Origin of the sequence: Mediterraneibacter gnavus ATCC 29149 (assembly GCF_008121495.1) — a bacterium.
Classification (GTDB): domain Bacteria; phylum Bacillota; class Clostridia; order Lachnospirales; family Lachnospiraceae; genus Mediterraneibacter; species Mediterraneibacter gnavus.
Genome location: NZ_CP043051.1, coordinates 290286 through 313988 on the forward strand (window position 1 = coordinate 290286; position 23703 = coordinate 313988).

The 23703-nt window shown below is 41.9% G+C and carries 23 protein-coding genes; 7 read left to right on the forward strand and 16 right to left on the reverse strand.

Annotated features, from left to right (window positions below):
* Nucleotides 1-51: 51 nt before the first annotated feature.
* The 4 genes from asnB to FXV78_RS01380 all read right to left on the reverse strand — a co-directional run bounded on the left by asnB (nucleotide 52) and on the right by FXV78_RS01380 (nucleotide 4343).
* Nucleotides 52-1746, reverse strand: a complete 1695-nt coding sequence (gene asnB / locus FXV78_RS01365; RefSeq protein WP_004841816.1) for an asparagine synthase (glutamine-hydrolyzing) — start codon at nucleotides 1744-1746, stop codon at nucleotides 52-54.
* 47 nt (nucleotides 1747-1793) lie between these two features.
* Nucleotides 1794-2372, reverse strand: coding sequence for a dipicolinate synthase subunit B (locus FXV78_RS01370; protein WP_004841818.1), 579 nt, complete (start codon nucleotides 2370-2372; stop codon nucleotides 1794-1796).
* Nucleotides 2369-3238 carry a dipicolinate synthase subunit DpsA gene (locus tag FXV78_RS01375; RefSeq protein WP_004841820.1) on the reverse strand — a complete coding sequence of 290 codons (870 nt, stop codon included), beginning with the start codon at nucleotides 3236-3238 and terminating at the stop codon, nucleotides 2369-2371. Before FXV78_RS01375 ends, FXV78_RS01370 begins: the two co-directional genes overlap by 4 nt.
* A 115-nt stretch (nucleotides 3239-3353) precedes the next feature.
* Nucleotides 3354-4343, reverse strand: a complete 990-nt coding sequence (locus FXV78_RS01380) for a Gfo/Idh/MocA family protein (RefSeq protein ID WP_004841821.1) — start codon at nucleotides 4341-4343, stop codon at nucleotides 3354-3356.
* 144 nt (nucleotides 4344-4487) lie between these two features.
* On the opposite strand from FXV78_RS01380, the gene FXV78_RS01385 reads away from it, so the two are divergent.
* Both FXV78_RS01385 and FXV78_RS01390 read left to right on the forward strand, forming a co-directional pair.
* Nucleotides 4488-5054 (forward strand): chromate transporter, encoded by a 567-nt coding sequence (locus tag FXV78_RS01385; RefSeq protein WP_009244847.1) that lies wholly within the window; start codon nucleotides 4488-4490, stop codon nucleotides 5052-5054.
* Nucleotides 5051-5605 (forward strand): chromate transporter, encoded by a 555-nt coding sequence (locus FXV78_RS01390; protein WP_004841824.1) that lies wholly within the window; start codon nucleotides 5051-5053, stop codon nucleotides 5603-5605. Before FXV78_RS01385 ends, FXV78_RS01390 begins: the two co-directional genes overlap by 4 nt.
* 52 nt (nucleotides 5606-5657) lie before the next feature.
* Here the strand turns inward: FXV78_RS01390 and FXV78_RS01395 are convergent, their stop codons facing one another.
* The 4 genes from FXV78_RS01395 to FXV78_RS01410 are packed head-to-tail and all read right to left on the reverse strand — an operon-like array spanning nucleotide 5658 to nucleotide 10684.
* The gene (locus FXV78_RS01395) at nucleotides 5658-7124 is read right to left on the reverse strand and encodes a glycoside hydrolase family 32 protein (protein WP_004841826.1); all 1467 of its coding nucleotides are present in this window, start codon (nucleotides 7122-7124) and stop codon (nucleotides 5658-5660) included.
* 8 nt (nucleotides 7125-7132) lie between these two features.
* Entirely contained in the window at nucleotides 7133-8818 is a 1686-nt protein-coding gene (locus tag FXV78_RS01400; protein WP_004841828.1) for a type 2 periplasmic-binding domain-containing protein, read from the reverse strand.
* 19 nt (nucleotides 8819-8837) lie between these two features.
* Nucleotides 8838-9734 (reverse strand): carbohydrate ABC transporter permease, encoded by an 897-nt coding sequence (locus tag FXV78_RS01405; RefSeq protein WP_004841831.1) that lies wholly within the window; start codon nucleotides 9732-9734, stop codon nucleotides 8838-8840.
* Nucleotides 9735-9745: 11 nt separating this feature from the next.
* Nucleotides 9746-10684: an ABC transporter permease gene (locus FXV78_RS01410; RefSeq protein ID WP_004841832.1), complete on the reverse strand. Its 939-nt coding sequence runs from the start codon at nucleotides 10682-10684 to the stop codon at nucleotides 9746-9748.
* Nucleotides 10685-10933: 249 nt separating this feature from the next.
* Here FXV78_RS01410 and FXV78_RS01415 point away from each other — a divergent pair, with 249 nt between their 5' ends.
* On the forward strand, nucleotides 10934-11962 hold the full coding sequence (locus tag FXV78_RS01415) for a LacI family DNA-binding transcriptional regulator (RefSeq protein WP_004841835.1): 1029 nt from the start codon (nucleotides 10934-10936) through the stop codon (nucleotides 11960-11962).
* A 97-nt stretch (nucleotides 11963-12059) separates the two neighbouring features.
* Here the strand turns inward: FXV78_RS01415 and FXV78_RS01420 are convergent, their stop codons facing one another.
* A complete protein-coding gene (locus FXV78_RS01420) occupies nucleotides 12060-12737 on the reverse strand; it encodes a GGDEF domain-containing protein (RefSeq protein ID WP_004841836.1) in 678 nt (225 codons plus the stop codon).
* A gap of 24 nt (nucleotides 12738-12761) precedes the next feature.
* A complete protein-coding gene (locus tag FXV78_RS01425; protein ID WP_009244851.1) occupies nucleotides 12762-13070 on the reverse strand; it encodes a hypothetical protein in 309 nt (102 codons plus the stop codon).
* Between the two features lie 204 nt (nucleotides 13071-13274).
* Here FXV78_RS01425 and FXV78_RS01430 point away from each other — a divergent pair, with 204 nt between their 5' ends.
* Entirely contained in the window at nucleotides 13275-14105 is an 831-nt protein-coding gene (locus FXV78_RS01430) for a helix-turn-helix transcriptional regulator (protein ID WP_004841839.1), read from the forward strand.
* Nucleotides 14106-14195: 90 nt separating this feature from the next.
* Here the strand turns inward: FXV78_RS01430 and gnpA are convergent, their stop codons facing one another.
* The 3 genes from gnpA to FXV78_RS01445 all read right to left on the reverse strand — a co-directional run bounded on the left by gnpA (nucleotide 14196) and on the right by FXV78_RS01445 (nucleotide 18219).
* The gene (gnpA, locus tag FXV78_RS01435) at nucleotides 14196-16358 is read right to left on the reverse strand and encodes a 1,3-beta-galactosyl-N-acetylhexosamine phosphorylase (protein ID WP_039959503.1); all 2163 of its coding nucleotides are present in this window, start codon (nucleotides 16356-16358) and stop codon (nucleotides 14196-14198) included.
* 143 nt (nucleotides 16359-16501) lie between these two features.
* Nucleotides 16502-17551 carry a sensor histidine kinase gene (locus FXV78_RS01440; protein WP_004841845.1) on the reverse strand — a complete coding sequence of 350 codons (1050 nt, stop codon included), beginning with the start codon at nucleotides 17549-17551 and terminating at the stop codon, nucleotides 16502-16504.
* Nucleotides 17548-18219 (reverse strand): response regulator transcription factor, encoded by a 672-nt coding sequence (locus FXV78_RS01445; protein WP_004841848.1) that lies wholly within the window; start codon nucleotides 18217-18219, stop codon nucleotides 17548-17550. Before FXV78_RS01445 ends, FXV78_RS01440 begins: the two co-directional genes overlap by 4 nt.
* Nucleotides 18220-18427: 208 nt before the next feature.
* Here FXV78_RS01445 and FXV78_RS01450 point away from each other — a divergent pair, with 208 nt between their 5' ends.
* From FXV78_RS01450 to FXV78_RS01460, 3 genes are read left to right on the forward strand one after another with little or no spacing between them, the layout of a single operon-like run.
* Complete coding sequence (locus FXV78_RS01450; RefSeq protein ID WP_172624240.1) at nucleotides 18428-18748, forward strand: PadR family transcriptional regulator; 321 nt, start codon at nucleotides 18428-18430, stop codon at nucleotides 18746-18748.
* Nucleotides 18741-19337, forward strand: a complete 597-nt coding sequence (locus FXV78_RS01455) for a DUF1700 domain-containing protein (protein WP_009244854.1) — start codon at nucleotides 18741-18743, stop codon at nucleotides 19335-19337. Before FXV78_RS01450 ends, FXV78_RS01455 begins: the two co-directional genes overlap by 8 nt.
* Nucleotides 19324-20637 (forward strand): DUF4097 family beta strand repeat-containing protein, encoded by a 1314-nt coding sequence (locus FXV78_RS01460; protein WP_004841852.1) that lies wholly within the window; start codon nucleotides 19324-19326, stop codon nucleotides 20635-20637. Before FXV78_RS01455 ends, FXV78_RS01460 begins: the two co-directional genes overlap by 14 nt.
* A 76-nt stretch (nucleotides 20638-20713) precedes the next feature.
* Here FXV78_RS01460 and FXV78_RS01465 read toward each other — a convergent pair whose 3' ends face one another.
* From FXV78_RS01465 to frlD, 3 genes are all read right to left on the reverse strand, one after another.
* On the reverse strand, nucleotides 20714-21529 hold the full coding sequence (locus FXV78_RS01465; protein WP_004841853.1) for a BtpA/SgcQ family protein: 816 nt from the start codon (nucleotides 21527-21529) through the stop codon (nucleotides 20714-20716).
* Between the two features lie 176 nt (nucleotides 21530-21705).
* On the reverse strand, nucleotides 21706-22770 hold the full coding sequence (locus tag FXV78_RS01470) for an SIS domain-containing protein (protein WP_050785329.1): 1065 nt from the start codon (nucleotides 22768-22770) through the stop codon (nucleotides 21706-21708).
* A 47-nt stretch (nucleotides 22771-22817) separates the two neighbouring features.
* Nucleotides 22818-23612 (reverse strand): fructoselysine 6-kinase, encoded by a 795-nt coding sequence (gene frlD / locus FXV78_RS01475; protein WP_004841856.1) that lies wholly within the window; start codon nucleotides 23610-23612, stop codon nucleotides 22818-22820.
* Nucleotides 23613-23703 lie beyond the last annotated feature (91 nt).

Consider the following 23703-nt stretch of genomic DNA (forward strand, 5'->3'; position numbering starts at 1 on the left):
TATTTACATTTATTATACTCCGTTTTTCCCCCATTGCAATCCTTATTTTCTTTACAATTTGATCTGGATCTGGTATTTTTTCATCCAGTAATTGATCTGCAGCACATATGCGATCATCTGAGGTCCTGCCATCAGCTGTCCGTACCACGGTTTTCCGTAATCCTTCGGCGAATTTAAAAACCGCTCTGCCTTCTTTCGATCCAGAAATGCCCGAATGGGCGCACTTGTATCTTGTAACACTTCTTCTCTCAGCCGGTCTGCCAGAAGTGCTTCGTACTGCGGATTGTATGTTTTCGGATATGGACTTTTCTTTCTCCAGAGTACTTCGTCCGGTACTTTTCCTTTTCCCGCACGGCGAAGCAATGCTTTGGGAATACCATCCTCACATTTCACAGACCAGGGCACATTCCATACATACTCGATGATGCGGTAATCTGCGATCGGCACTCGCGCCGACAATCCACACCAGGTACTGGTCCTCTCCATCCGGTCTAACAGTGTTGCCATAAACCATTTCAAATTCAGATACGCAATTTCTCTGCGACGCTTCTCCACAGAAGAATCCTCGGTACAGCACGGTGTTTCCCGCACGGCTTTCTCATATGCTTCCCCTGCATACTCTTTCATCGGAAGCTTCCGAATCCACTTTTCCTGAAGCAGACTCTGCCGGACAGATTGATCTGCTGACCACGGAAATCCGTCTGTCTCAAAGGCTTCTTTTTTATGAAACCACGGGTATCCTCCGAAAATCTCATCCGCACATTCTCCTGTCAGAGCTGCCTTGCTGTACTGTGACACCTGAGAGCAGAAATACAGCATAGAGGACTCCACATCCGCCATACACGGCAGACACCTTGCATCCACAGCTTTGTAAAGATATTCCGCCAGCTTTTCATTGCTGCACTCCAAATAGCGATGCTCACTGCCGCAATATGCTGCCATCTGTTCCACCCACGGCCGGTCCTGACTCGGCTGAAATGCATTTGCCTGAAAATACTGCCGGTTTCCTTCAAAATCAAAGGAAAATGTCTGAAGCCTTTCCCCCTTTTCCCGCAGAGCATCCGCACAGACTGCCGTCACAAGGCTGCTGTCCACTCCGCCGGAGAGAAATGTAGAGATCGTCTCTTCACTCTCCATCTGCCGTTTAATCGAATCCTCCAAGAGCCACGCTGTTTTTTCTACTGTTTCTTCCCTGGAATCTTCATGTGGCTGACTTTTTACATTCCAGTAACAATGATCTTTTAGAATTCCGTCTGCAAAAGAAAGATAATGTCCCGGAAGCACTTCATAAATATCTCGAAAAACACCGTTTCCGGGAGTTCTTGCCGGACCAAGCGCAAAAATTTCACAGAGACCATTCTCATCCAGCACAGGGTCCACACCCGGATACTGAAATAAGCTTCCAATGGCAGAGGCAAAAAACAGCGTCTCCTTTTTCTGCGTATAAAACATTGGTTTTGCCCCGATCCTGTCTCTGAACAAGAACAATATTTTTTTCGTTTCATCCCAGATCACCGCACCGAAAACACCATTTATTTTTTTCACAAATTCCGGTCCGTACTGCATATAGGCAAGCAGAAACAATTCCTCATTTCTGTCTGTGTCGGCTTTCAGCTCCCGCCCAAGCTCTTTTGCATTGTATAGTTCCCCATTCAAAATGAGCGTACACACGCGCCCCGGCCGTTTTAATGTAACCGGATGTGCATGTTCTGTTTCTTCCACACAGCGTCCCGGTGCAAATCCCATATTCCGGCTGCAAAATCCTGTAAATGTTCCCATTGTCTTCCCCTTTTCTACTGAATGATCGGTTGATACTGTCTGCCTTCCAGTGCCGCCTCGGCCGCCGGGATCAGATACTCCAGGCTGGCGATCATCGAATTTGGCTTTTTCTGCGGATTATCCTGTTTAAACGGTACAAAATAAACATGCTTAGTGTTTAACAACAACCCGATATTTTTCATATTCATACCCAGTGCATCATTTGTAGAAATCGAAACCAGCAGCGGACGCTCATTGCGCAGATGCGCTTTTGCAGCCATCAGCGCAGGAGTGTCCGTAATCCCATTGGCCAGCTTCGCAATGCTGTTTCCCGTACACGGCATTAAAATCAGCAGATCCAAAAGGCCTTTCGGTCCGATAGGCTCCGCCTGGGGGATTGTCAGCATCGGCTCTGCCCCTGTGATTTCCTTTGCCTTTGTCACAAAATCCTCTGCATTTCCAAAACGACTGTCTATAGACTGTGCCGCATCTGAAAAAATGGTCTGCAGCTCTGCCTCTTCCTTTTTTAATGCCCGCAGTGCCTGAAACACTTTTTCATAAGTGCAAAAAGATCCTGTGATCGCAACTCCGATCTTCCTGCCTTTTAGCTTCATGATTTACACTCCCTTTTTATGATTCTTTCTATTTCCTTCAAAATCTCCTCTCCCAGCAGTCTGCCTGATGTACACGGCGCAAAACGTCCCGGCAGGCCCGGCAGGACATTTATATGGATTCCCAGTCTGTCTGCCGCATCCCGGTCAATTCCTCCCGGCATGGAAGCCAGCTCCAGAATACAGACTTCTTGTGGCACTCCTTCCAGCAATCCCTCTGTCCACACAGCAGACGGCGCTGTATTAAAAAGAAATGCTGCTTTTTTCAGTACTTTTGAAAGATCCTTATATTCACAGATCTTCGCTCCTGCTTCTTTTGCACGTTCGCATGCGTTCTCATCACGGTCATACACCACGATCGTACATCCCCAGTTTTTCAGGCACTGATGAATTGCACTTCCGCATCGGCCATACCCTGTCAGAATACACAAACTCCCCCGAAGCGTAACCGGACTGTTTTGTACCGCTTCGGCAACCGCACCTTCTGCTGTGGCAGCTACATTTTCTCTTACAATCCGTTCCAGCTGCATCAGGTCATAGCTCTCACCGCCGCGGCATAAAATCCTGTTTTTCAGTTCTTTTGAAAAACAGCCGCCAAAGATACACTGTCCATGTTTCACATATTCCATGAGCTGCTCTGCATCTGGTTTATATTCCGCTCCTGTATTGAGCTTTCCTTTCCGCAATACAGGCACCGGAAGCACCACAAACCGGCAGTTCTCAAAAATCTCCCGAAGCCGCTCTGTTGTTTCCTCCTGTCTGGTACCATCCGGAAAAAATGCTGTTTCTGTCTGCCATCCATGCTCTTCCAGAAATTGTTTTACATAAATCTGCCTCTGATCCCCGCCAATAATTCCGATTTTTTCCAATCACACAAAATCCTTTTTCTTTTAACATATGCACACACTTTCATTGCGTGTCTGTATCTGAGACGCAAAAAGAGTCCGCTGTTTTTGGCGAACTCTTTTTTCACATGGCGCTATCCTAAGAAACATCTGCCGGAAACCGGATTCCCATCTTTTCCCTTGCCAGATCCAGAAACTGCATTTCGTTTCCGGACGCTTCCTCATATATTTTACTTTTCTCATCCTCCTGACTGTTCTCGATCAGACGCAGCCATTCCCGTATTTCATATACCATATTATTCTCTTCTTTTGGGATCAGGATCACATCTCTGCGCCCAGTACGCTCATGTATCGTAATTTTTCTTGTATCTGCGATCCGATCGATCTGCATACTCCCGTTTTCTCCCTGAACCTCACTTTCCGTATATCCACTTGTAATTTTGGAATACTGCAGAACTGCCTGCCAGCCCGGATACTGCGCCAGGATGGTTCCCATACCATCCACACCATTTTCCAGAAAGACGGAAGCTCCTTCTATTTTCTCCGGCATTCCAAACAATCGTACCAGCGGATGTACACAATACACTCCGATGTCCATCAAGGCCCCGTTGGAAAGCTCCGGCCGAAACGCATTCTCGATGATTCCTTTGCGGAAGTTATCATAACGCGACGAATACTGACAAAATCGAAAGCTCACACTCCGGATTTTTCCAAGGCGATACAGATTTGCTTCAATTGCCTGAAATCCGGGATCATACACCGAACGCATGGCTTCTAACAGCACCGCCTGTCCGTTTTCCGCCGCCGCTCTCATCCTCTGCAGCTCTGCCGCATTACTTGCAGCAGGCTTTTCACAGAGTACATGCTTTCCGTGCTTAAGCATCTCTACTGCCTGTTCACAATGGCAGGAATTGGGGCTGGCAATGTATACCGCGTCTATGTCCGAGGATTCTGCCAGCTCCTTTAGATCTGTATAAATAAACTCTGCTCCGTGCTTTTTTGCAAATGCCTTGGCTGTCTCCTTCTTTCTTGAAAATACTGCCGTGTGGACCAGTCCCTCACACAAAGCTGCCGCTTCCAGAAAACGGTCCACAATCACACTCGTTCCAATAGTTGCAAATCGTATCATATTCTCTGCTCCTTCCTTTTATGATGATCACTTGTTACGGCTAAATTACTGGTTCACAGTAACCAATAATCCGAATATTATCATTTTACTATTTTACATATTGGCAAAGCAAGTTTAAAATAGAAATGAAAGGAGAATATGCAAATGAAATCTCAAAAACATCTGTTAAGCAAATTATTTATTTCTACCCTTTATCTGAGTGCCTTCACTTTTGGCGGCGGTTATGTGATCGTTACACTCATGAAAAAGAAATTTGTGGACCAGTATCACTGGATCGATGATGAGGAAATGCTGGATTTGATCGCCATCGCGCAGTCTTCTCCGGGAGCTATCGCAGTCAACGGCGCAATTGTTGTCGGCTACAAGTTGGCAGGAATTCCAGGAGTTCTGCTCTGTGTCCTCGCCACCGTTTTGCCGCCTTTTGTCATTATTTCCATCCTTTCTGTATTTTACGCTGCTTTCCAGAGCAATGTCTGGATACGGCTTCTTCTGGAAGGGATGCAATCCGGTGTTGCGGCTGTCATCGCATCAGTTGTTTATGATATGGGCCGCGGAATCATCCGTGAAAAAACACCGATTTCTCTTCTGATCATGGGCGGAGCATTTCTTGCAAACTATATGTTTCAGATCAATGCCGTCTACATCATTTTATTTTGTATTGCACTTGGCTACCTGCAGACCTGGTATCAGAAAAGGAGGACACTCTCATGATTTACCTGCAGCTTTTTTTCAGTTTTCTTCAAATCGGAACCTTTAGCTTCGGCGGCGGTTATGCTGCACTCCCCCTGATCCAGAATCAGGTCGTCTCTCTTCATCATTGGATCTCAATGGCTGAGTTCACAGATCTGATCACCATTTCCCAGATGACTCCCGGACCGATCGCCATCAATTCCGCCACCTTTGTCGGAATCAAGATCGCAGGAATGCCCGGTGCACTTGTTGCGACTCTCGGATGTATCCTGCCCTCCTGCATCATTGTGACCATTATTGCATATCTGTATATGAGATACCGAAATCTGGACACCCTGCAGGGAATTCTTGGGATGCTTCGTCCCGCCGTCGTTGCACTGATTGCCTCTGCAGGAATTTCGATCCTGATCACTGCTTTCTTTGGAGATTTGGGGATAAAGCTTTCCTCATGCAACCCAAAGGCCGTGGTAATCTTTGCAGGCTGTCTGATTCTTCTGAGAAAACGAGTCAATCCTGTTCTGGTCATGGTACTTGCCGGGATTGTAAATGTGGGACTCTCCCTTTTTATATGAATCTCAGTAAAAAGGGAAAACTCTTCCGAATAAAAAGAATTTTCCCTCCGTCTTAAACTACAATTTCATATTTTTCTACATTCACTTTCGCTTTTCCATCACATGAGAACACAATCTCATCTGCCTCTATCGGTGTGCAGATTGCAGTTGTCACAACCTGTTCTCCGTCATTGACAAACAGTTCAATGGACTGTCTGTCCAGAATAAAACGAAGTTTCAATGTTTCTTTTCCTTCCGTAACTTTCCATATTCTTCTGCAGATTACATCTTTTGTCACTCCGCAACAAGTACGATCCACTTCCATAATCTGCTTTTTTCGATTATATGTATAAGTAGTCGTATATTCCATGTTATGTGCCAGTTCCAGACAAAATTCATCAAATTGGCCATTTTCGATTTCTACAGTCAGATCCAGCATCCTTCCTCTCACTTCATCAAACTGAACAGTTCCTGAAATCTCCTGGTCTTTCAAACAACATGGATTTTTACGATACTGCTTCAGTTCTTCCACCGGATTTTGATATAATCTTCCATTCATATACCGCAGTTCTCTCGGCAGTGTCATCATTCCCTGCCACTTTTGACCATCCGGAATCACACAGGCATCCCATGACTTCATCCAGGCGATTAGAATCCGACGTCCATCCGGAAGTTTTGTCGTCTGCGGCGCATAAAAATCCAGACCATAATCCAATGATTTTGGAGCTTCCTTCTGAAATGTATGCTCTGTTTCATTATATTTTCCTGAAAAATATACGGAATTATTTCCATTATGAAATTCATATTTCTGCGCTTTCATGTTCTGTGGCGAACAGATCAAAAAATGTGTCCCATCCAGTTCAAAAAAATCCGGGCATTCCCACATAGTTCCAATCTGACCTGTGCTATTTTCTGCCAACACAGTCTCAAATTTCCATTTCTCCAAATTTTTACTGGAAAAAAGTACAACCTGACCTTTCTGCTCTGAGTTCTTATTTCCAACAATCAGATAATAGTTTTTCCCTTTTTTCCACACTTTCGGATCTCTGAAATCAATCTTGCTACAATCCGCAGGCAGCATATCTCCGGTTATAACAGGATTCTGGGGTGATTTCACATAGATTTCTCCATCTCCATACGCAATACACTGATTCTGTCGTTCTTGAATGCTTCCATTCTCCATCTGCACATTACTTACTCCGGTATAGATGAGTACATGTTTTCCATCTTTTTCCGTTGCACTTCCTGAAAAACATCCTCGTTTGTCATATTCCTGATCCGGAGCAAGTACTGATGGCATATTCTTCCAATGAATCATATCATCTGAAACACTGTGTCCCCAGTGCATTGGTCCCCACTCCGTTGTATACGGATGATATTGATAAAAAAGATGAATCTGTCCCTGATACCAGGAAAATCCATTTGGATCATTGATCCATCCCACTGGAGCAGCTACATGAAATGCCGGTTTTTCTTCTACCGGAATTTTCTCTTGTTCTGTTTTTTCATATTCATTGGCTTTCTTTAATTCAATACTCATAATGTCTCCTATTCTTTCCCCTGTTCACTCTTCAAGGATTCCTGATACTTGTCAAAATACTTCTGCTTGATTGCAAGATAATCAGACAATCCATATTGTTCCATTTTCTTTAAATAGCTGTCCCACTCTTTTTCAATTCCGCCATTTAATATCCAATCTGCTTTTTTCTGTTCTGCATATTTTCTGATATCTGTATCGTATTGAGTCACTTTGTTTGTGTCTTCAATACTCATAAATACATTTGGATATACATATTTACTGTGCATATCTTCCAAATAGGTTTCATGCATATTGTCCAGACGCCATTTTGCATCCGCAGGCTGTGTCACATAAACATCGTAATATTCATTTAATACTGCTAACGGTCCATTCACTGACTGAGCTTCTCTGACTTCTACCGGAGACTCATTTCCAAGATCCATATGCTTTAACATTTTCTCTCCATCCTTGTTCGTTCCCATCTCGAAAATATTAAAGGAATCTTTTTCTCCATATGTTCCCCAATTGTTCTGTGGAGATTGTAAAGGCGCATACATCTGATCAATCCACGCCGCTGCCAGTGCTGTGTTTTTACAGCTGGTTGTCAGCACGCAGCGTCCTCTGTCAAATCCACTTGTCTCACTGTTATTCTGTCTGGTGATATTCACCAGACCATTCGGACCAGCCAATGCCGGAAGCATCACATAATCCTCATAATTATCAATATTCGAAATATCCCATGTAAAACACAGACCATAACGGTGGCTTTTCCCTTTCGCCACATAAGTAGACCATTCCTGTGTAAAAGCTTCCGGATCAACCAATTTCTGCTCTACCAGTTCATGCAGCCACTGAATACCTTCTTTATAGCCTTCCTGTACAGTGGTATAAATAACCTTGCCTTCATCTGTCACTGCAAAGTGATCCCCAGTGTCTCCGTATCCCTCACCAAATCCATTGATCAAAATTGCAGGATCCTGATCTCCATTGTTGATGATAAAGGACATCGGTATCACATCTCCCTCTATGTCAAATTCTGACTTTAGTTCTTCCGCATGATCCCGGAACGCAATTAATACCTTTTCCAGTTCTTCTGTTGTTTCAGGTACTTTCAATCCAAGAAAATCCAGCCATTTTTTATTGATATACGGAATATTCCCAATCGCCTGAATTGCTTCTTTCCCTTCCCCCAGCTGTTCGATCCAGGGGAAAGAATAGATATGTCCGTCCGGAGCTGTACACATTGTTCTGTATTCCGGATATTTTTCAAAAATAGCCTTCAGATTCGGCATATATTTATCAATCAAATGCTCTACCGGAATAATAATCCCCTGTTTTGCATAACGAAGGAGATCATAATCATTCATTCCCGCATTAAAGAGCCCATCCGGCAGATTTCCAAACTGTGCCAGTGCCAGATTTTTCTTATCCGCAAACTGATCTGCCACAAAGCAGGTCCAGTCAATATGTACATTCGTCTGTTTTTCCAACCGTTTGAAGATTGTTCGCTCGTTCGGCTCCTGTGTAGATGTTGCAGGAGCACTGGTGATAAATGATAATTCTGCTTTTTCTTTCAGAGGAAACTCCACGTCTTCGACTGGTGTATCCGGATTGATCTCTGCCTCCATCCTTTCTTTGCTTCCACATCCCGTCATTGAAAATACAAGCACAAGAGAAAGGCTTGCCGCAATAATCGATTTGATTCTTTTTTTCATAGCTGCACCTCCTAACCATCTAACCTTTTACTGAACCGACCATGATTCCCTTATCGAAATATTTCTGGAAAAACGGATACATGATCAAAAGCGGCAGACTGGATACAACAATCGTCGCATATTTCAGTAATTCTGCTACTTTTGCCATTTCTGCTGTACTCTGGATATCCGCAATCATACCTGGCTGTGGCGTATTTTGTACCAAAATCGAACGTAGTACAAGCTGCAATGGCTGTAAATTGGCATCATTCAGATAGATCATTGCATCAAAATAGCTGTTCCACATTCCCACAAAAGACCAGAGTGCCAAAACTGCAATGATTGGTTTACACACCGGAAGCATAATCCGGAAAAAGTGCTGGATTTCATTTGCTCCGTCAATAGCTGACGCTTCTCGAAGCTCTTTTGGAATGGACTGATAATATGTTCTCGCCAAAATCATATTCCATACATTAAAGGCTCCCGGAAGCAAAATTGCCCAGACCGTATTTACCATATGGAGCTGATTTACCAGAATAAATGTAGGTATCAGACCGCCGCCAAAAAACATGGTGATGATAAAAACAGTATTAAAAAACTTTCTTCCCACAAATTCTTTTTTAGACATTGGATACGCTGCCAATAAAGTTACAAAAACTGAAATTACAGTAAATGCTGTTGAATAAAAGAACGAATTCAAAAATCCTCTCCATATCATTTCATTTTCAAGCACTCTTCTATATGCATCCAGTGTCCAGTCTTTAAAATTGAAACTGATTCCCTGGCTGTTCAATACATTCGGATCCATAAAAGAAGCAACCACAACATAGACCAGCGGAATGAGTATCGCAAGTACAAAAATCCCCAGAACCGCATAGCCAAACCCTAAAAGCACTTTATCCGAAGTGCTAAGTTTCATTTTTCTTCTTGTTTCCATCTTCGTACCTCCTAAAGACCTTCCCCGTCATTGAGTTTCTTTACAATCCAGTTTACTGCGATTAGAAGGATTACATTAATAATCGAATTGAACAATCCCACTGCTGTCGAATATCCATAATCTCCATTTAACAGACCGATTCGATATACATAAGTAGAGAGGATCTCAGATGCTGGAAGATTCATATCTGTCTGCAACGCAAATGCCTTTTCAAATCCAATGCTCATAATATTTCCTGCCTGCAAAATAAACTGGATGACAATAATATTTTTGATTGCCGGAAGTTCTACATACCAAATCTGCTGTAAAATATTTGCACCATCTACAATTGCTGCCTCTTCCAGATCTTTGCTCGCATTTGACAGCGCTGCAGTATACATGATCGATGCCCATCCTGCTGTCTGCCAGATTCCGCTGGCGATATAGATTGTACGAAACGATTCCGGCATTGTCATCCAATTGGTATCAATCCCCAACACCTGATTGATTGGTCCTACCGGAGAAAGAAACATACGGATCATACCACAGAGAACGATTACGGAAATAAAATTCGGTGCATAGATCAGTAACTGAATCTTCTTTCGAATTCCTGCTTTTCTAATGCGGTTTAAAAGTAATGCAAGAATAATCGGTACCGGAAAGCCCCATAGTAATCCATATGCACTCAGCTTCAACGTGTTCATCAGATAATTCATAAAATCTGGTGATGACAAAAAACGCTGAAAATATTCCAACCCTACCCATTCACTTCCAAACACACCGTCAATCACATTATAATCCTCAAATGCGATCAGCACTCCACTCATTGGAATGTACTTGAAAATAATCGTCAAAAGAAGTGCCGGCATTAGAAAGAATAAGTATAACTGCCAGTTTTTTCTGACATACTGTAGCTTTTGTTTTGCTGTCTGCTTCACCGGAACCGCTTTCTTGTTTGTAAATGTCCTCATTTCTTTTTTCCTCCCTGCTTCTTTTTAATAAACCGGTTATGCAACCGGTAAAGTAACCGGTTACTTTTAATTCGATATTACACCAGATTCTCTAACATGTCAACATATTTTCATAAATACACGTTCTCTGTTCACCAAATTTTAGTCTTATTGCATAACCGGTTCCGTAACCAGTTATTTCTTAATTGCTTTTTTCTGCTGTTCTTGCTATACTGAAAGTAATTTACAGAAAACAGGAGTTGTTATATTATGGGCAAAAAGAAAGTAACCTTTGCAGATATTGCAAAATATACGAACTTTTCCAAAACTACGATTTCAAGATATTTTAATAGTCCAGATTCTCTTACTTTAGAAAATCAGGAAAAAATCGCAAAGGCTCTGGATGATCTTGGATATCAGGAAAATAAGCTTGCTAAAGTTCTGGCAAATGGGAAAAGCGAATTTATAGGAATCATTATTCCCAATCTATATCTGCACTACTATTCTGAGATGTTGAATCAGCTTTTGTCCAGCTACAGTGACTACCACTACAAATTCCTTGTATTCGTAAGCAGTGACAAAAAGGAACTGGAACAACAGTACCTGGATGAATTGATGGCTTATAAAATTGAAGGTCTGATTATATTGAGCCATACTTTTTCTTCCGAGGAGCTTGCTTCCTATCACATTCCAATCGTCGCAATTGAACGGGAAGCTGAGCATATCTGTAGCGTAGACACAGACAACTATATGGGAGCTGTACAGGCAACCAATCTGCTGATTCGCAATCAATGTGATGTACTGATTCATGTAAATGTTCCTGTACCTGAACACGTGCCTGCCTATAACCGTATCCGAGGATTTGAAGATACTTGTAAGGAACATCACATTCCATATGAACTAATGCTTCAGGATCTTGGCTATACTTATGAAACTACTTATGTAGCGATCAGACAGGTTTTTCAAAAAATAGACAGCACCTATTCTGGAAAGAAAAAAGGAGTCTTTCTTTCAAATGATACTTACGCAAATATATTTTTGAACCTGCTTTTCCAAAAATATGGAAAATTACCGGAAGATTACCAAATCGTAGGCTTTGATAATTCTCCAATTGCCAACGAAGCAATTCTCCCAATTACTACGATTGGCCAACAGATTGATAAAATCGCAAAAACCGCAATGGAGCTTTTGATTTTGCAAATGGATGAGATGAAAAAAAGAAGACCTACTCCTTTAGAACATCCCATTCACAAACAAATCACTCCTGTTCTGATTCGCCGTGAGACTACAGATTCCTGATATTTATACCTGATCGGAGGAAGTCCGCCCGCTAAAGGCATAAGTTACGGGATACCCGAATAGGTAAAAACCATCAGTAAAAAGACAGAGCCTGGAATCACACCCTACTCTGTCCTTCATATATTTTATATCCGTTTTTCTGTTCTCTTTTTACTTCATAAAGTGCCTCATCTGCTTTTTCATAAAGTTTTTCAAAACTCTCTGTTTCCGCCTGTCCAAGTGCGATTCCTATTGAGGCACTGATCTGAATCCTTTGTCCGTCCTTTTCATAAGTATTGCATAGAGATTCATTCAACTTCTTTGCCATCCGATGAACCGCTTCTATCCGGTCAATCCTTCGAATCAGCAGCACAAATTCATCTCCGCCAAGACGTCCTACAATATCTTCTTTTCGAAAACATTGATCAAGAATCTTTGCTGTGTTTTGCAATACCTGATCCCCTGTTCCATGCCCCAGAAAATCATTGATTTCCTTAAAATGATCCAGATCCAGAATGAAAAATGCGTCCACTCCCTGTTTATTTTTATCTTCTTTCAGTGCTTTTTCAATATTCTGTATCAAGCCTTCCCGATTGTACACTCCTGTCAGAAAGTCTCTTTGCGATGCCTTTTGGATTTTATTGATATTTTTTAAGTGATGTTCTATTTCCGCCTCTTTTTCCTTTTGTTCATCGTAATTTTCCAGTACACCGATAATCTTTTTATTTTTTTCCTTTCCATTTATAATTGTTCTGCTACGGATCCATCCTCTTTTTCCACCATATTGGACCGGCAATACTACAGGCTCACATTCCTTTTCTTACATAATGCTAAAATACAGCTTTTCGTATTGTGTCAGCCCTTCTTCACAAATATAACCCGCTTTGACCATTTCACTCGGATGAATCCGATCCAGAGAATAATGTTTTTCACACTCGTTTTCCATATCCCCATACAGTAAAATTCGTTTCTGTTTCATATCCACAAATTCCTGCTGAAATGTCATATGATACACCCTGAGCTGAAACCAGATAAACGCAATCATGTTCAGACTCACTGTCAGAATCATGATAAAAATCACTGTAAAAAGCAGTTCCCTCCTCTGTCCCTTTAACATCCCTTTTTTCATTCTCATTTCTCCTTCTGAAAATTGCTGTCCATGATTCCTAAAACACATGAAACATAATATTATATTCCTGATTCCTCCCGATAATGACAAGCTCTCATCTATTTTCTTCTTTTTTATCATTCTTGCTTTTTTTATTTGTTTTGTATATGATAGAGATAACTTTTATTGGACTGATTTAAATTTATTTTCACAAAGGAGACATGTATGAGCAACCGACATTATCTGATCAATTCAGAAGATCTTCAAAATCTGAATGCCAAATTACTTTCCATTGCTTTCTCCAAAGACGAAGGTGACTGGAAAAGTATTATGCATACACATCATTTTACGGAACTCTTATTTGTAGTCAGTGGAGAAGGCAGCTTTTCTTTTAACCAGGAGCAATCGCCTCTACGCCGGGGAGATCTGGTCATCATCCCGCCTTACACAGAACATACCGAACGTTCCTCTCAAAATCATCCGCTGGAATATTATGTGCTCGGAATTGATGGAATTTCATTCCTGTCCCAAAAAGACAGAGAATGCGCACAGGTATTCTGCAATTTTGAGCATGATCCCAGTATTCATGAACTGTTCCGCCAGATGCTCTACGAAATCCGGACCGCACAATACGGTTCTCAGACCATCTGCCAGCATCTGCTTGAGATTCTGATTCTGAAGATCATACGATCCCAACAGCTCATTCCCGTATCGATCAACTCGATCCGAATGACAAAGGAATGTGCCCAGATCAAAGAATACCTGGACTCAAACTATGCAGAACACATTACGCTGGACACGCTGACCGGTTTGACACATATGAACAAATATTATATGGTGCACTCTTTTACAAAATATGCCGGACTCTCCCCAATTCAGTATCTGAATCAGACGCGTCTGAAGCGTGCACAGCATTTGCTGAAAAATACCAACTATTCGATTTCTGATATTGCGTCCTCCACCGGATTTTCTTCCCAGTCCTATTTTACACAGATTTTCCGGAAGAATTTTAATATGACACCGGTGAAATACCGGCAGGAACATGCAAAGAATTAAATTTTATACCTGAATACCCGGATAGGTACACAAAAAGGAACGCTCTCACAGAACTTTCTATGATCGCGTTCCTTTTTCTTTTATCAATCTCTAAATCTCATACCACTTAATTTCATTTGCTTCCATATCCAGATCAAAGCAACTTCCGTCTCCGCGGTAGACAGTTGTTCTCTGTGGCTCATAAGTGTTATTCACTACACAGTATTTTCCATTCTTCACATACGCATGTACTTCTACATTGTAGTTTGTACTGAACCACTTATGCAGATCTTCTTCATCATGAGAAGACCAGATGATGGAACGATATAACAGTCTGCTGTTTTCGAAACTATATGGAAGTCCGCTGATGTAAACGCAGCGTCCCTGTCCAAACTCATTGACTGCAAGCTGTACTTCTTTGTCAATCTGTTTGACGATCGTTGTACCGTCCAGTGCAAAGATGCTCTTTTTGCCTTCTCCGAAGTCGATCTCCCCTTTACAGTCTTCTGTGATGAAGTGCTCATGCTCTTCCCAGTTATATTTATCCATGTTCAGTGTAAATCCTGTCTCTTTTTCTACACCCATCACCGTTGCAAGCTGGAAGAAATGACCTTCATACTGATGAGCAGCCGGCTCTCCGACTCCGATAAATCCGCCGCCGTTGTAAACAAATTTCTTGATCGCTGTGACGATCGTCTCATCAGTCCAGTTGTCTCCGCCTGTGTATGCAGTATCTGCATCACCAATATTCAGTACCACATCAATGTCATCTAAAATTGCCGGATTCTCACGGATATCATCAAAGCTGATAAATCTGACATCAAACGGAGCACCGCTGAGCGCTTCGATTACACCTGCATAAGAGTAGTTCTGTTTGTAGTAGATCGCATGATGCACCATATGATTTCCCCATGCACGCATCTTGCCCCAGCAGTTTAATACTGCGACCTTCTTGATGCAGTATGGCGTCGTTCCTTTGATATTTGTATACAGAGTACGGAATTCGTTGCAGACACTCTCTACATAATCGATAAATTCCGGGAACTCCATCGCCAGTTTTAAGTATCCGCCGTATCCGATACGGTCAATCGGTTTTCTTAAAATCGCACGTCTTGCCGTTACCCAGTTGACTTTTGCTTCCTTGACCGGATCTCCTCCTTCATGGAACGTATCCGGGAAGAAGTATGGCAAGAATCTTCCTTCTGTATATTTCACCCCGTCAATATCACTGATCAGACGCAGCGTCGCACCGTTTCCAACACTTCCTACGACTGCATCCAGACCGATGGTCTTGAACTCATCCATAAACGGTTCCATTCCGATCCAGTGATCTCCAAGGAACATCATGGCTTCTTTTCCACATTCATGTGTGATATCCACCATCTCTTTTGCAAGCTTGGCAACCTCTCTTCTCTGGAATGCCTGAAAATCCTTAAATTCTTTGGATGGAATCCGATACGTATTGTTCATATATCCCTGATCGATAATAAATTCCGGACGGAACTTATATCCGACCTCCTGCTCAAACTGCTCCAGAATATATGGACTTACCGATGCAGAATATCCATACCAGTCTACATAACGCTCTCTCGCCAGTTCATCAAAAATCAGTGTAAACTGATGGAAAAATGTCGTATAACGGATCACGTCGATATGTGGATTGTCCTGAATATATTTTCTGAGACGCTCCATGGAATATTTGTGTGTCTTTGGCTGACGCACATCAAATGTGATCTGCTTTTCAAAGTCTGTCCATCCGTTTGTCACCGCATTGTACATATGTACCGGATCCCACATAATATAGGCAAGAAAACTTACTGTATAATCATGAAATGCCTTTGCACTGTGGATCGTCACATCCCCGCTCTCGCTGTCATAGCTCCACTGCTCTGTCGGAACTACTTCTCCCGTGGTACGGTCAATCACTTCCCACCATCTTGTGATATCATCATGGTCATTGACCTTCAGCATATCCGGATACAGATGGTTCATCAGATGAATGGATAACTCCTCTTCTACTGCTGTATAAAAAGGAGTCATAATATACATCTGCTGAATCTCTTCCGGATTTGCCTTTGCCCATGCGTTGTCTTTTCTGGTTGTATAATAAGTAGAATATACTTTTGCATCTACATTCTTTAATTCTTCTGGATAATCGGTTCCGTCACAGTCACGGATCGCATCTGCCCCCCAGCGCTTTACCAAATCCAGTGTTTCCGGCACAACGTCCACATCTGTAGGGATCGTAACCCTTCCGCTCGTACACTCTTTCAAAATGATTCTCCTCTCTCTTCTCTGTTATAGTCTACTTTGTATAAATCAAGAATAGAAGAAAACCCTGCTTTCGTCAATTTGCTTCTTGCTTTCATTTTTAGCATTCTTGCTGTTGTATTTTTTTCGTGTTGAAACTGATAATTTTATTCGAATTTTACATCCTCCCGCTCCAGAGAAATATAAATTTTCGTTCCCACTCCGACACGGGATTCCGCCCGGATGCTGTGTCCTAATTTCTGTATGATCGTCTTGCACAGGTACAGACCGATTCCCGTAGATTTCTGGTGCTCTCTTCCGTTATATCCGGTAAATCCACGCTCAAAAATACGCGGAAGATCTTCCGGGGCGATTCCAATTCCAGTATCCTCCACCACCAGTTCCGTGCCTTTTATATAAAGGGAAATGCTCCCTGCCTTCGGCGGGCGGACTTCGTCCGATGATGTGTATTTCAGGGCATTGGACAGTATCTGCTCGATCACGAACAGCAGCCACTTTTCATCGGTGAGCACCATCTGCCTGCTGTCCTGAAAATTCAAATGGATCTTTTTCAAAATGAAGATCTGGGAATATTTGCGAACTGCCTGCCGCATAATATCACCGATCGGATACCACTGGAATTTCAGGTCATTCCCCATATCCTCCATCCGCAGATAAGACAGTACCATTCCCACATATTCTTCCGTCTGAAAAATCTTCATTTTCATCTCATTTAGGAAATCCAGTGTCTCCTCTGCATGTTCCTCAAATTCCATTGCCTGTTCTTCAAAAGACTGGATCAGAAGATGCATAGCGGAAATCGGTGTCTTGATCTGATGCACCCACAGACTGTAATAGTCAGATGCATCCTTTTTGCTAAGGAGTACTTCGTTTTCCAGCATCTCTCTCCATGCAAAAATTGTCTCCGTGATTTCCTGATATTCTGCTTCAATCCGTCTCTTTGGATCCGGAAACTCTTTCAATTCATGCGGAAGTGCCGCAGACAGATCCAGCAGACTTTGATACCGCTTCCGATAAAACCAGAAATTCAGCGCTCCCACAAATAAAAGCCAGATTGCAGAGAGCTCTGCTCCATACTCGATCACATCAAAGGGAACTTCTTTTAACCAGAATAATATACAGAAAATCACAAGCATTACGGCATATACTCCGACAACCGGAAGTTTTTCTTTCAAATAAGAAATCAACAATCTCATTCTATCACGTACCCGATTCCTTTCTTTGTAGCAATAAAATCACAGATTCCAATACTTTCCAGTTTCTTTCTGAGTCTGGTCATATTTACAGTCAGTGTGTTGTCATCAATAAACTCATCACTCTCCCAGAGACGTTCCATGATCCGATCCCTTTTTACGATCTTTCCCGCATTCTCCATCAGGATCTGCAAGATTTTGAAATCATTTTTCGTCAGCTCCATACGCTCTCCGTGAAATGTCACTGCCGCATCGTTCAGATTTAAGATCACATCCCGATACTCCAACACATTTAACTGCCCGGTAAAAGAATACGCTCTCCTTAATAATGCCTGGATCTTTGCAGTCAGGACATTCCGATCAAATGGTTTTTCCACAAAATCATCCCCACCCATGTTCATTGCCATCACGATATTCATATTGTCACTTGCGGATGATAAAAACAGGATCGGCACACTGGAGATCTGACGAATCTGGGTACACCAGTGAAATCCATTATAAAACGGCAAAATAATATCCATGATCACAAGCTGCGGATCAAACGCTGTATACTCCTCCTGTACGCGTTTGAAATCCTGCACACATGCCACCTCATAATCCCACTTTTCCAGATGTTCCTTCATTTTATCCGCGATGACACGGTCATCTTCCACAATCAGTATTTTATACATCGTCTTCCCCTTTCACGCTCTTATATATAGAAATAATATCCTTGCTTTTGCTCACTGTCAACGACAAGAATGCTCACCTTTAGAAAGTCTTTAGAATTCTTAAGTTTATATATATTGACCGTATATATTATATTTTCTATAATATGCTCAAAAGATAGATATACAGTTTTCTTACCTATCAAATATACGAAAGGAAGGGATGGATTTTATGACATTTACACTCAACACACCCATGTTTGATTTTCTTGTTCTTTCTATTATCGCCGAGGGTGATGCCTATGGATATCAGATCAGCCAGATCATCAAACGAGTATCTGATACCAAAGATTCTGCCCTGTATCCGATTTTAAAGAAATTACAGGAAAACGGCTATGTAGAGACCTATGACCAGCAGTTTCAGGGACGGAACCGCAAATATTATAAGATTACACAAAGCGGAAAGATCCGGCAGGAACACCTAAAAAAGGAATGGAAAGAGTACATTACGATCATTGACGATATTGTAAATGGAGGAATGGGAAATGACTAAGAAAGAGTATATGAAAAAACTTGCATACCAGCTTCGTCGTCTTCCTAAAGAGGATTTCGATAAAGCAATGGACTACTTTGAAGAATATTTTGAAGATGCAGGCATCGAAAATGAGCAAAAAGCCATCGAGGACCTAGGCGCTCCGGAAGAAGCCGCTTCCGCACTGATTCTGGATCTGGCACAGGAAAATGCTGTCAAACCGCCAAAAACAATGAAACGGCGCTTTTCCGCTTTATGGATCGCTATTCTGGCACTTTTTGCAGCCCCGATCGCACTGCCTCTGGCACTTTGTATCCTGGCTGTGCTCGCATCCCTGATCCTTGGAATACTTGCAGTCGTTGGAGGTATCTTAGTCACTGCACTTGCCGCAGTGGCAGGAAGCGTGCTTGGCATCATTGGAGGAATTGCGATCATCCCTCAGACTCTTGGGGGAGGACTGGTTACGATCGGTCTGTCTCTGATGCTGATCGGTTGTGGAATCCTGGTCACATATTTCACCATATTACTGGCTCGCTGGATCATCATCAAACTTGCCGGACTGCTCGGCAAACTTGTGAGAAAAGGGGGAAAAAGACATGAAGAAAAGTAAAAAAATCATTCTGACACTTTCTGCAGTCACACTGACTGCCGGTGTTCTTTTCACCGGAATCGGATATATGAATGGAGGACGATTTGGCTTTGCCTTCTCCGATGGAAAATTTATCTCTGCTGACAGTATGGAAAAAGAAAAACGGCCATTTATCATGGAGAAAAAGAAACTGGACTCTGTAAAAAATATCGATATCAAGATTTTATCTTATGCAAACATCCAGATTCTTCCATCTTCAGACAACGCATTTTATCTGGAATACAATCTGCCAGGAGAATACCCAAAACCTGTGTTCTCATGTACAGACGGCACACTCACACTGACTCAGGAAGATCGGGAACCGATCGCCATTGTCGGATTTGGATTTCATGCATCCCAGAATTCTGAATGCAGCGTCACACTGTATGTTCCGAAAAAAGCAGAATTGAACAGCTGCAGTCTCTACAGTGACTCCGGAAACATCCAGGCATCCGATCTGACCGCCTCTGATTTTGGTCTCGGATGTGATTACGGAGATGTCACTTTGAAAAATATCAAAGGAAAAGAACAACTTCGTCTCAATTTAGGTTCCGGAAATTTAAACGCTGATACCCTTTCTGGAAAAACGGCCGCAGTTTACAATGACAGCGGGAATATTTCTTTAAAATCCGGCACATTTGACGACCTGCATCTGGAGAACGACTACGGAGATGTCCGTCTGGACGGCACTGCTGTGAAAAATGCCTCTGATCTGACTTTGGATTCCGGTCATATAACCGTCGCCGACAGTACACTTGGCGCTGCGCGGATTTATAATGAAAGCGGAAATATCACACTGAACAAGACGAATGGAACGTCCATGGAAGTCACTGCTGAATACGGAGATGTCTCCTTTACAGATACGGAGATTTCTGATGTTGGCACATTCACATTGGATTCCGGCAATTTCTCTGCAAATACAAGCACCGTCAAAGCGATCACGGTTAAAAATGACAGCGGCAATGTTTTGCTGAATCAATTTTCCAGTGAAAGCGCAGTTTTTACATTGTCCTACGGAGATCTGGATCTGACTGCCACAAAACTTGGCTCCTTTGACTGTAAGAGTGAAAATGGAAATGTTTCCATACAGCTTCCGGATCCATTTGATTCCTACGGATTCAATCTCCACACAGAATATGGGGAAATCGCTCTGCCTTCTGCAAAAGAAACTGCTCTTATCTCTGAAGAAGAGGATTCCTCCGAAGTTTCCTACCGTACAAATTCAGAGGCAAAACATAAAATCCAGGTAGAATGTGAAAACGGAAATATTCGGATTGGTTAGAAGATCTTTCCAAACAAATGGATATATTTCTTAAATAAATTGCATTGAGGGTGTGCCAAAAAGCACACCCCCAACTTTATTGAATTTGTTCTCTAAACTCATGAACTACCTGCATAAATTCTTTTACACGATTTACATCTACACGATTTTCAAATTTTCCATCTTTCTTGAAAGTTGTTCCAACAACAGCTGCATCCGCAGTTGTAAGTTTTCTCTCAATCGTATTAATGCGACATCCTGTATTACATAAAACAACAATATCTGGATTCGCCTCTTTCACACTTGCAATCAAAGCATCATCCACATCTTGTCCTGCAGCATCTGCCGAAATACATAATCCATCTGGCGCAGCCTTTGCTATTGTAGTTTTGGCAATATCTGCAAGTGGTCTGGTATCTAAGCTTTGATCTGATTCCGGGTTAATAAAGTATAACATCTTCAGTTCATCCAAAGGGAGCGCCGCTTTTCTTCTCAGCAAAGCGCTAAAATCATTGTTATAAAAACCACCATCTCCTACATAAACACCACAAAATGTTCCACGTACAAAGTTTGCTTTTACTGCCGCCGCCAATTCCAAACATGCCCTTCCATCACTGATTGCATCTACTCCATATGGTACTTTTATTTCTGATCTCAGATTTCCAATAACATATGCCATGGCTGCCGGCGTAACCATATCCATTGTTCTCTGATATGGGAAACTAAATTCATTGCTAAAAATAATTCCATTCACACCGCCATCCTGTAATGCATGTAAATCAGCTCTTGCATGTTCAATGATCACATCCATATCATTTTCTTTTTTGTACAACGGATCTCCCGGGAGTGGATCAAGATGCAACATCGCAATAATCGGTTTTTTCACTCCAAACAATTTTTCAGTCCATAACATTTTCTTTTCCCTCCAACTAAACAACTTATTATTTTTTAATACATTTTTATACTTTTATTATATCACTGGTATGCTGTATGTCAATATTTTATTTTTAAAAACCACACAATACAAAACATCCAATTAAAAAGGTAAGGTTCACTTCTCTTATCAAGCACTAACCTTACCCACTTATTTTAATATTCAAATTGTCGATAATATCTGCGAATAGAAAGAGGATGTCTTAAGAATAATTCCATATATGCATCTACTCGATTATTTACACCGTGCATCACTAAATGCGAAATGCTTCCTCGAAACTCTGGACTGATTCCTTTTAACTCCTGCTCTTTCGTATCAATGATCGTATAATTTGCATTCACCTTTGGTAAAAATCTTGCAACTCTTTCCGCCAATGGGCGCTGCTCATCTTCACCCATGAATAAAGTAACCGGTGTATCATCTACAATAATTTCCTGCATACCATGAAAAAATTCCTGACAACTAATTGATTTTGTCCGGATCCACATCTGTTCTTCCCAATAACACATCGCATAAGAATAGGTAGCACCATATTGATTTCCTGATCCGATAAAGTAATGTGGAAGATCTGGATGTTTTTTCCAAAAATCCACTTTATTTTTTGCATACTCATATGCCCATTCATCCGAATCCTTTTCTACCTGAACCAACGCTTCCGCCAGATAGGATTCCATTTCTTTATTGTAACGATCATATTCTTCAAATTCACCATTCTTATACATAAGATAGTTTGCAACCATGTAAAATTTCAATTGTTCATTCATCGGATATACAATTAAATGCTCTCTCTTGTCTGGTTGCGTTAAAATTGTACCCGGTGTATCTATAAACGCAAACACACGCGCGCCAATCTCATGAACGCGATCCACTAACTCAACCATCTCTTTTGTGTTTCCAGACACAGAAGAGTAAATAACAACCGATTTATCCGTAAATCTTTTGTTCCCGGTTGTTAGAAACTCCGCTGCATTTTCCACATACACCGGTAATTTAGATCTCCCCCGCATATATACTTCTACCTGCATACCGGAAGCATATGTTCCACCAATCCCTATAAAATATATCCCATCAAATCCTTCTTCCCAAATTTGATCGATTACGTTTTCAATTTGTGAGCGCAATGCAAGTGCTCCATTCACACTCTCAATTTGAGCCTGTTCATTAAAATTGCGTAAACAGGCACCTTCCGATTCTTTCCATGCTTTTGCTTCGTATTTCATGCTGTTCCCTCCATATTGTCTTTTCATCGCAGACATTGTTCTGCCGATCACCATGCCCCAAAATATCCTAATGTCTCGGTGGCATTTCCAGCACCTAATTCCATAGATTTTTCAATGGAAAGTCCATCTTCAATTCCCTTTAAAAATCCTGCAATGTAACTGTCACCTGCACCCAAACTATCCACAAGATTTGCACATGGCACAATTCCAAACTTATGAAATACTTCTCCGTCAAAACATAAGCTGCCTTCTTCTCCCATCATGCAGATCACAAGTTCCGGGCCGGAATCATACAGTGATTTCATCTTCCTTCTCACTTCATCGGTATCTCCACAATCAACAGAGAAAAACAGATAATTGGTATACGGAATTGCCACTTTAGATTCTGCAGAATCCGGGTCAGTCGCACAATCAAACGCTGTTATAATTCCTTTCTCTTGTAATTCGCGAAACTGTTTTCCGACTTTTCCCCAAATATCACAAACTACGACATCGAATGACTTTATGTATTCCATATCCGCTTCTGTCAAAACATAATCTGCCAAAACACCTTCATCGTAATCTCCAAAAATGCGCTCACCATTTTTAATTTCGACCTGAGAAACGGCTGTTTTTCCTTCTGCAACTCGTAAATGCGAAATGTCCACTCCTTTGCCAGCGATTGCATGCAGCATCGTCTGACCATAGTCATCATTTCCAACCGGCCCAATATACGCTGCTGTTCCGCCAAGTCTCACCGTGTAAACAGCCATATTTACCGGACCTCCTCCGGCAAAAGCTTTCCCTCCCTCTAAATTTTTATAATAATCGATACAATTACTTCCAACGGCCGCTAATCTCATACTTTCATCCTTTCCGGACTTAAAGAAGGGATGTTTGCACTGTGAAAAAGGATCCTTCCTCCCTTTTCACAGTACATTCCCATATCCTCTT

What these genes read in the sequence shown, in the direction of transcription:
- FXV78_RS01380 (WP_004841821.1), bottom strand. Translation starts at nt 4,343, where the DNA reads ATGATACGATTTGCAACTATTGGAACGAGTGTGATTGTGGACCGTTTT.
- FXV78_RS01455 (WP_009244854.1), top strand. Translation starts at nt 18,741, where the DNA reads ATGACTAAGAAAGAGTATATGAAAAAACTTGCATACCAGCTTCGTCGT.
- FXV78_RS01405 (WP_004841831.1), bottom strand. Translation starts at nt 9,734, where the DNA reads ATGGAAACAAGAAGAAAAATGAAACTTAGCACTTCGGATAAAGTGCTT.
- FXV78_RS01425 (WP_009244851.1), bottom strand. Translation starts at nt 13,070, where the DNA reads ATGAAAAAAGGGATGTTAAAGGGACAGAGGAGGGAACTGCTTTTTACA.
- frlD (WP_004841856.1), bottom strand. Translation starts at nt 23,612, where the DNA reads ATGAGATTAGCGGCCGTTGGAAGTAATTGTATCGATTATTATAAAAAT.
- FXV78_RS01370 (WP_004841818.1), bottom strand. Translation starts at nt 2,372, where the DNA reads ATGAAGCTAAAAGGCAGGAAGATCGGAGTTGCGATCACAGGATCTTTT.
- FXV78_RS01410 (WP_004841832.1), bottom strand. Translation starts at nt 10,684, where the DNA reads ATGAGGACATTTACAAACAAGAAAGCGGTTCCGGTGAAGCAGACAGCA.
- FXV78_RS01400 (WP_004841828.1), bottom strand. Translation starts at nt 8,818, where the DNA reads ATGAAAAAAAGAATCAAATCGATTATTGCGGCAAGCCTTTCTCTTGTG.
- FXV78_RS01415 (WP_004841835.1), top strand. Translation starts at nt 10,934, where the DNA reads ATGGGCAAAAAGAAAGTAACCTTTGCAGATATTGCAAAATATACGAAC.
- asnB (WP_004841816.1), bottom strand. Translation starts at nt 1,746, where the DNA reads ATGGGATTTGCACCGGGACGCTGTGTGGAAGAAACAGAACATGCACAT.
- FXV78_RS01440 (WP_004841845.1), bottom strand. Translation starts at nt 17,551, where the DNA reads ATGAGATTGTTGATTTCTTATTTGAAAGAAAAACTTCCGGTTGTCGGA.
- FXV78_RS01470 (WP_050785329.1), bottom strand. Translation starts at nt 22,770, where the DNA reads ATGAAATACGAAGCAAAAGCATGGAAAGAATCGGAAGGTGCCTGTTTA.
- FXV78_RS01390 (WP_004841824.1), top strand. Translation starts at nt 5,051, where the DNA reads ATGATTTACCTGCAGCTTTTTTTCAGTTTTCTTCAAATCGGAACCTTT.
- FXV78_RS01430 (WP_004841839.1), top strand. Translation starts at nt 13,275, where the DNA reads ATGAGCAACCGACATTATCTGATCAATTCAGAAGATCTTCAAAATCTG.
- FXV78_RS01460 (WP_004841852.1), top strand. Translation starts at nt 19,324, where the DNA reads ATGAAGAAAAGTAAAAAAATCATTCTGACACTTTCTGCAGTCACACTG.
- FXV78_RS01385 (WP_009244847.1), top strand. Translation starts at nt 4,488, where the DNA reads ATGAAATCTCAAAAACATCTGTTAAGCAAATTATTTATTTCTACCCTT.
- FXV78_RS01450 (WP_172624240.1), top strand. Translation starts at nt 18,428, where the DNA reads ATGACATTTACACTCAACACACCCATGTTTGATTTTCTTGTTCTTTCT.
- FXV78_RS01395 (WP_004841826.1), bottom strand. Translation starts at nt 7,124, where the DNA reads ATGAGTATTGAATTAAAGAAAGCCAATGAATATGAAAAAACAGAACAA.
- FXV78_RS01465 (WP_004841853.1), bottom strand. Translation starts at nt 21,529, where the DNA reads ATGTTATGGACTGAAAAATTGTTTGGAGTGAAAAAACCGATTATTGCG.
- FXV78_RS01445 (WP_004841848.1), bottom strand. Translation starts at nt 18,219, where the DNA reads ATGTATAAAATACTGATTGTGGAAGATGACCGTGTCATCGCGGATAAA.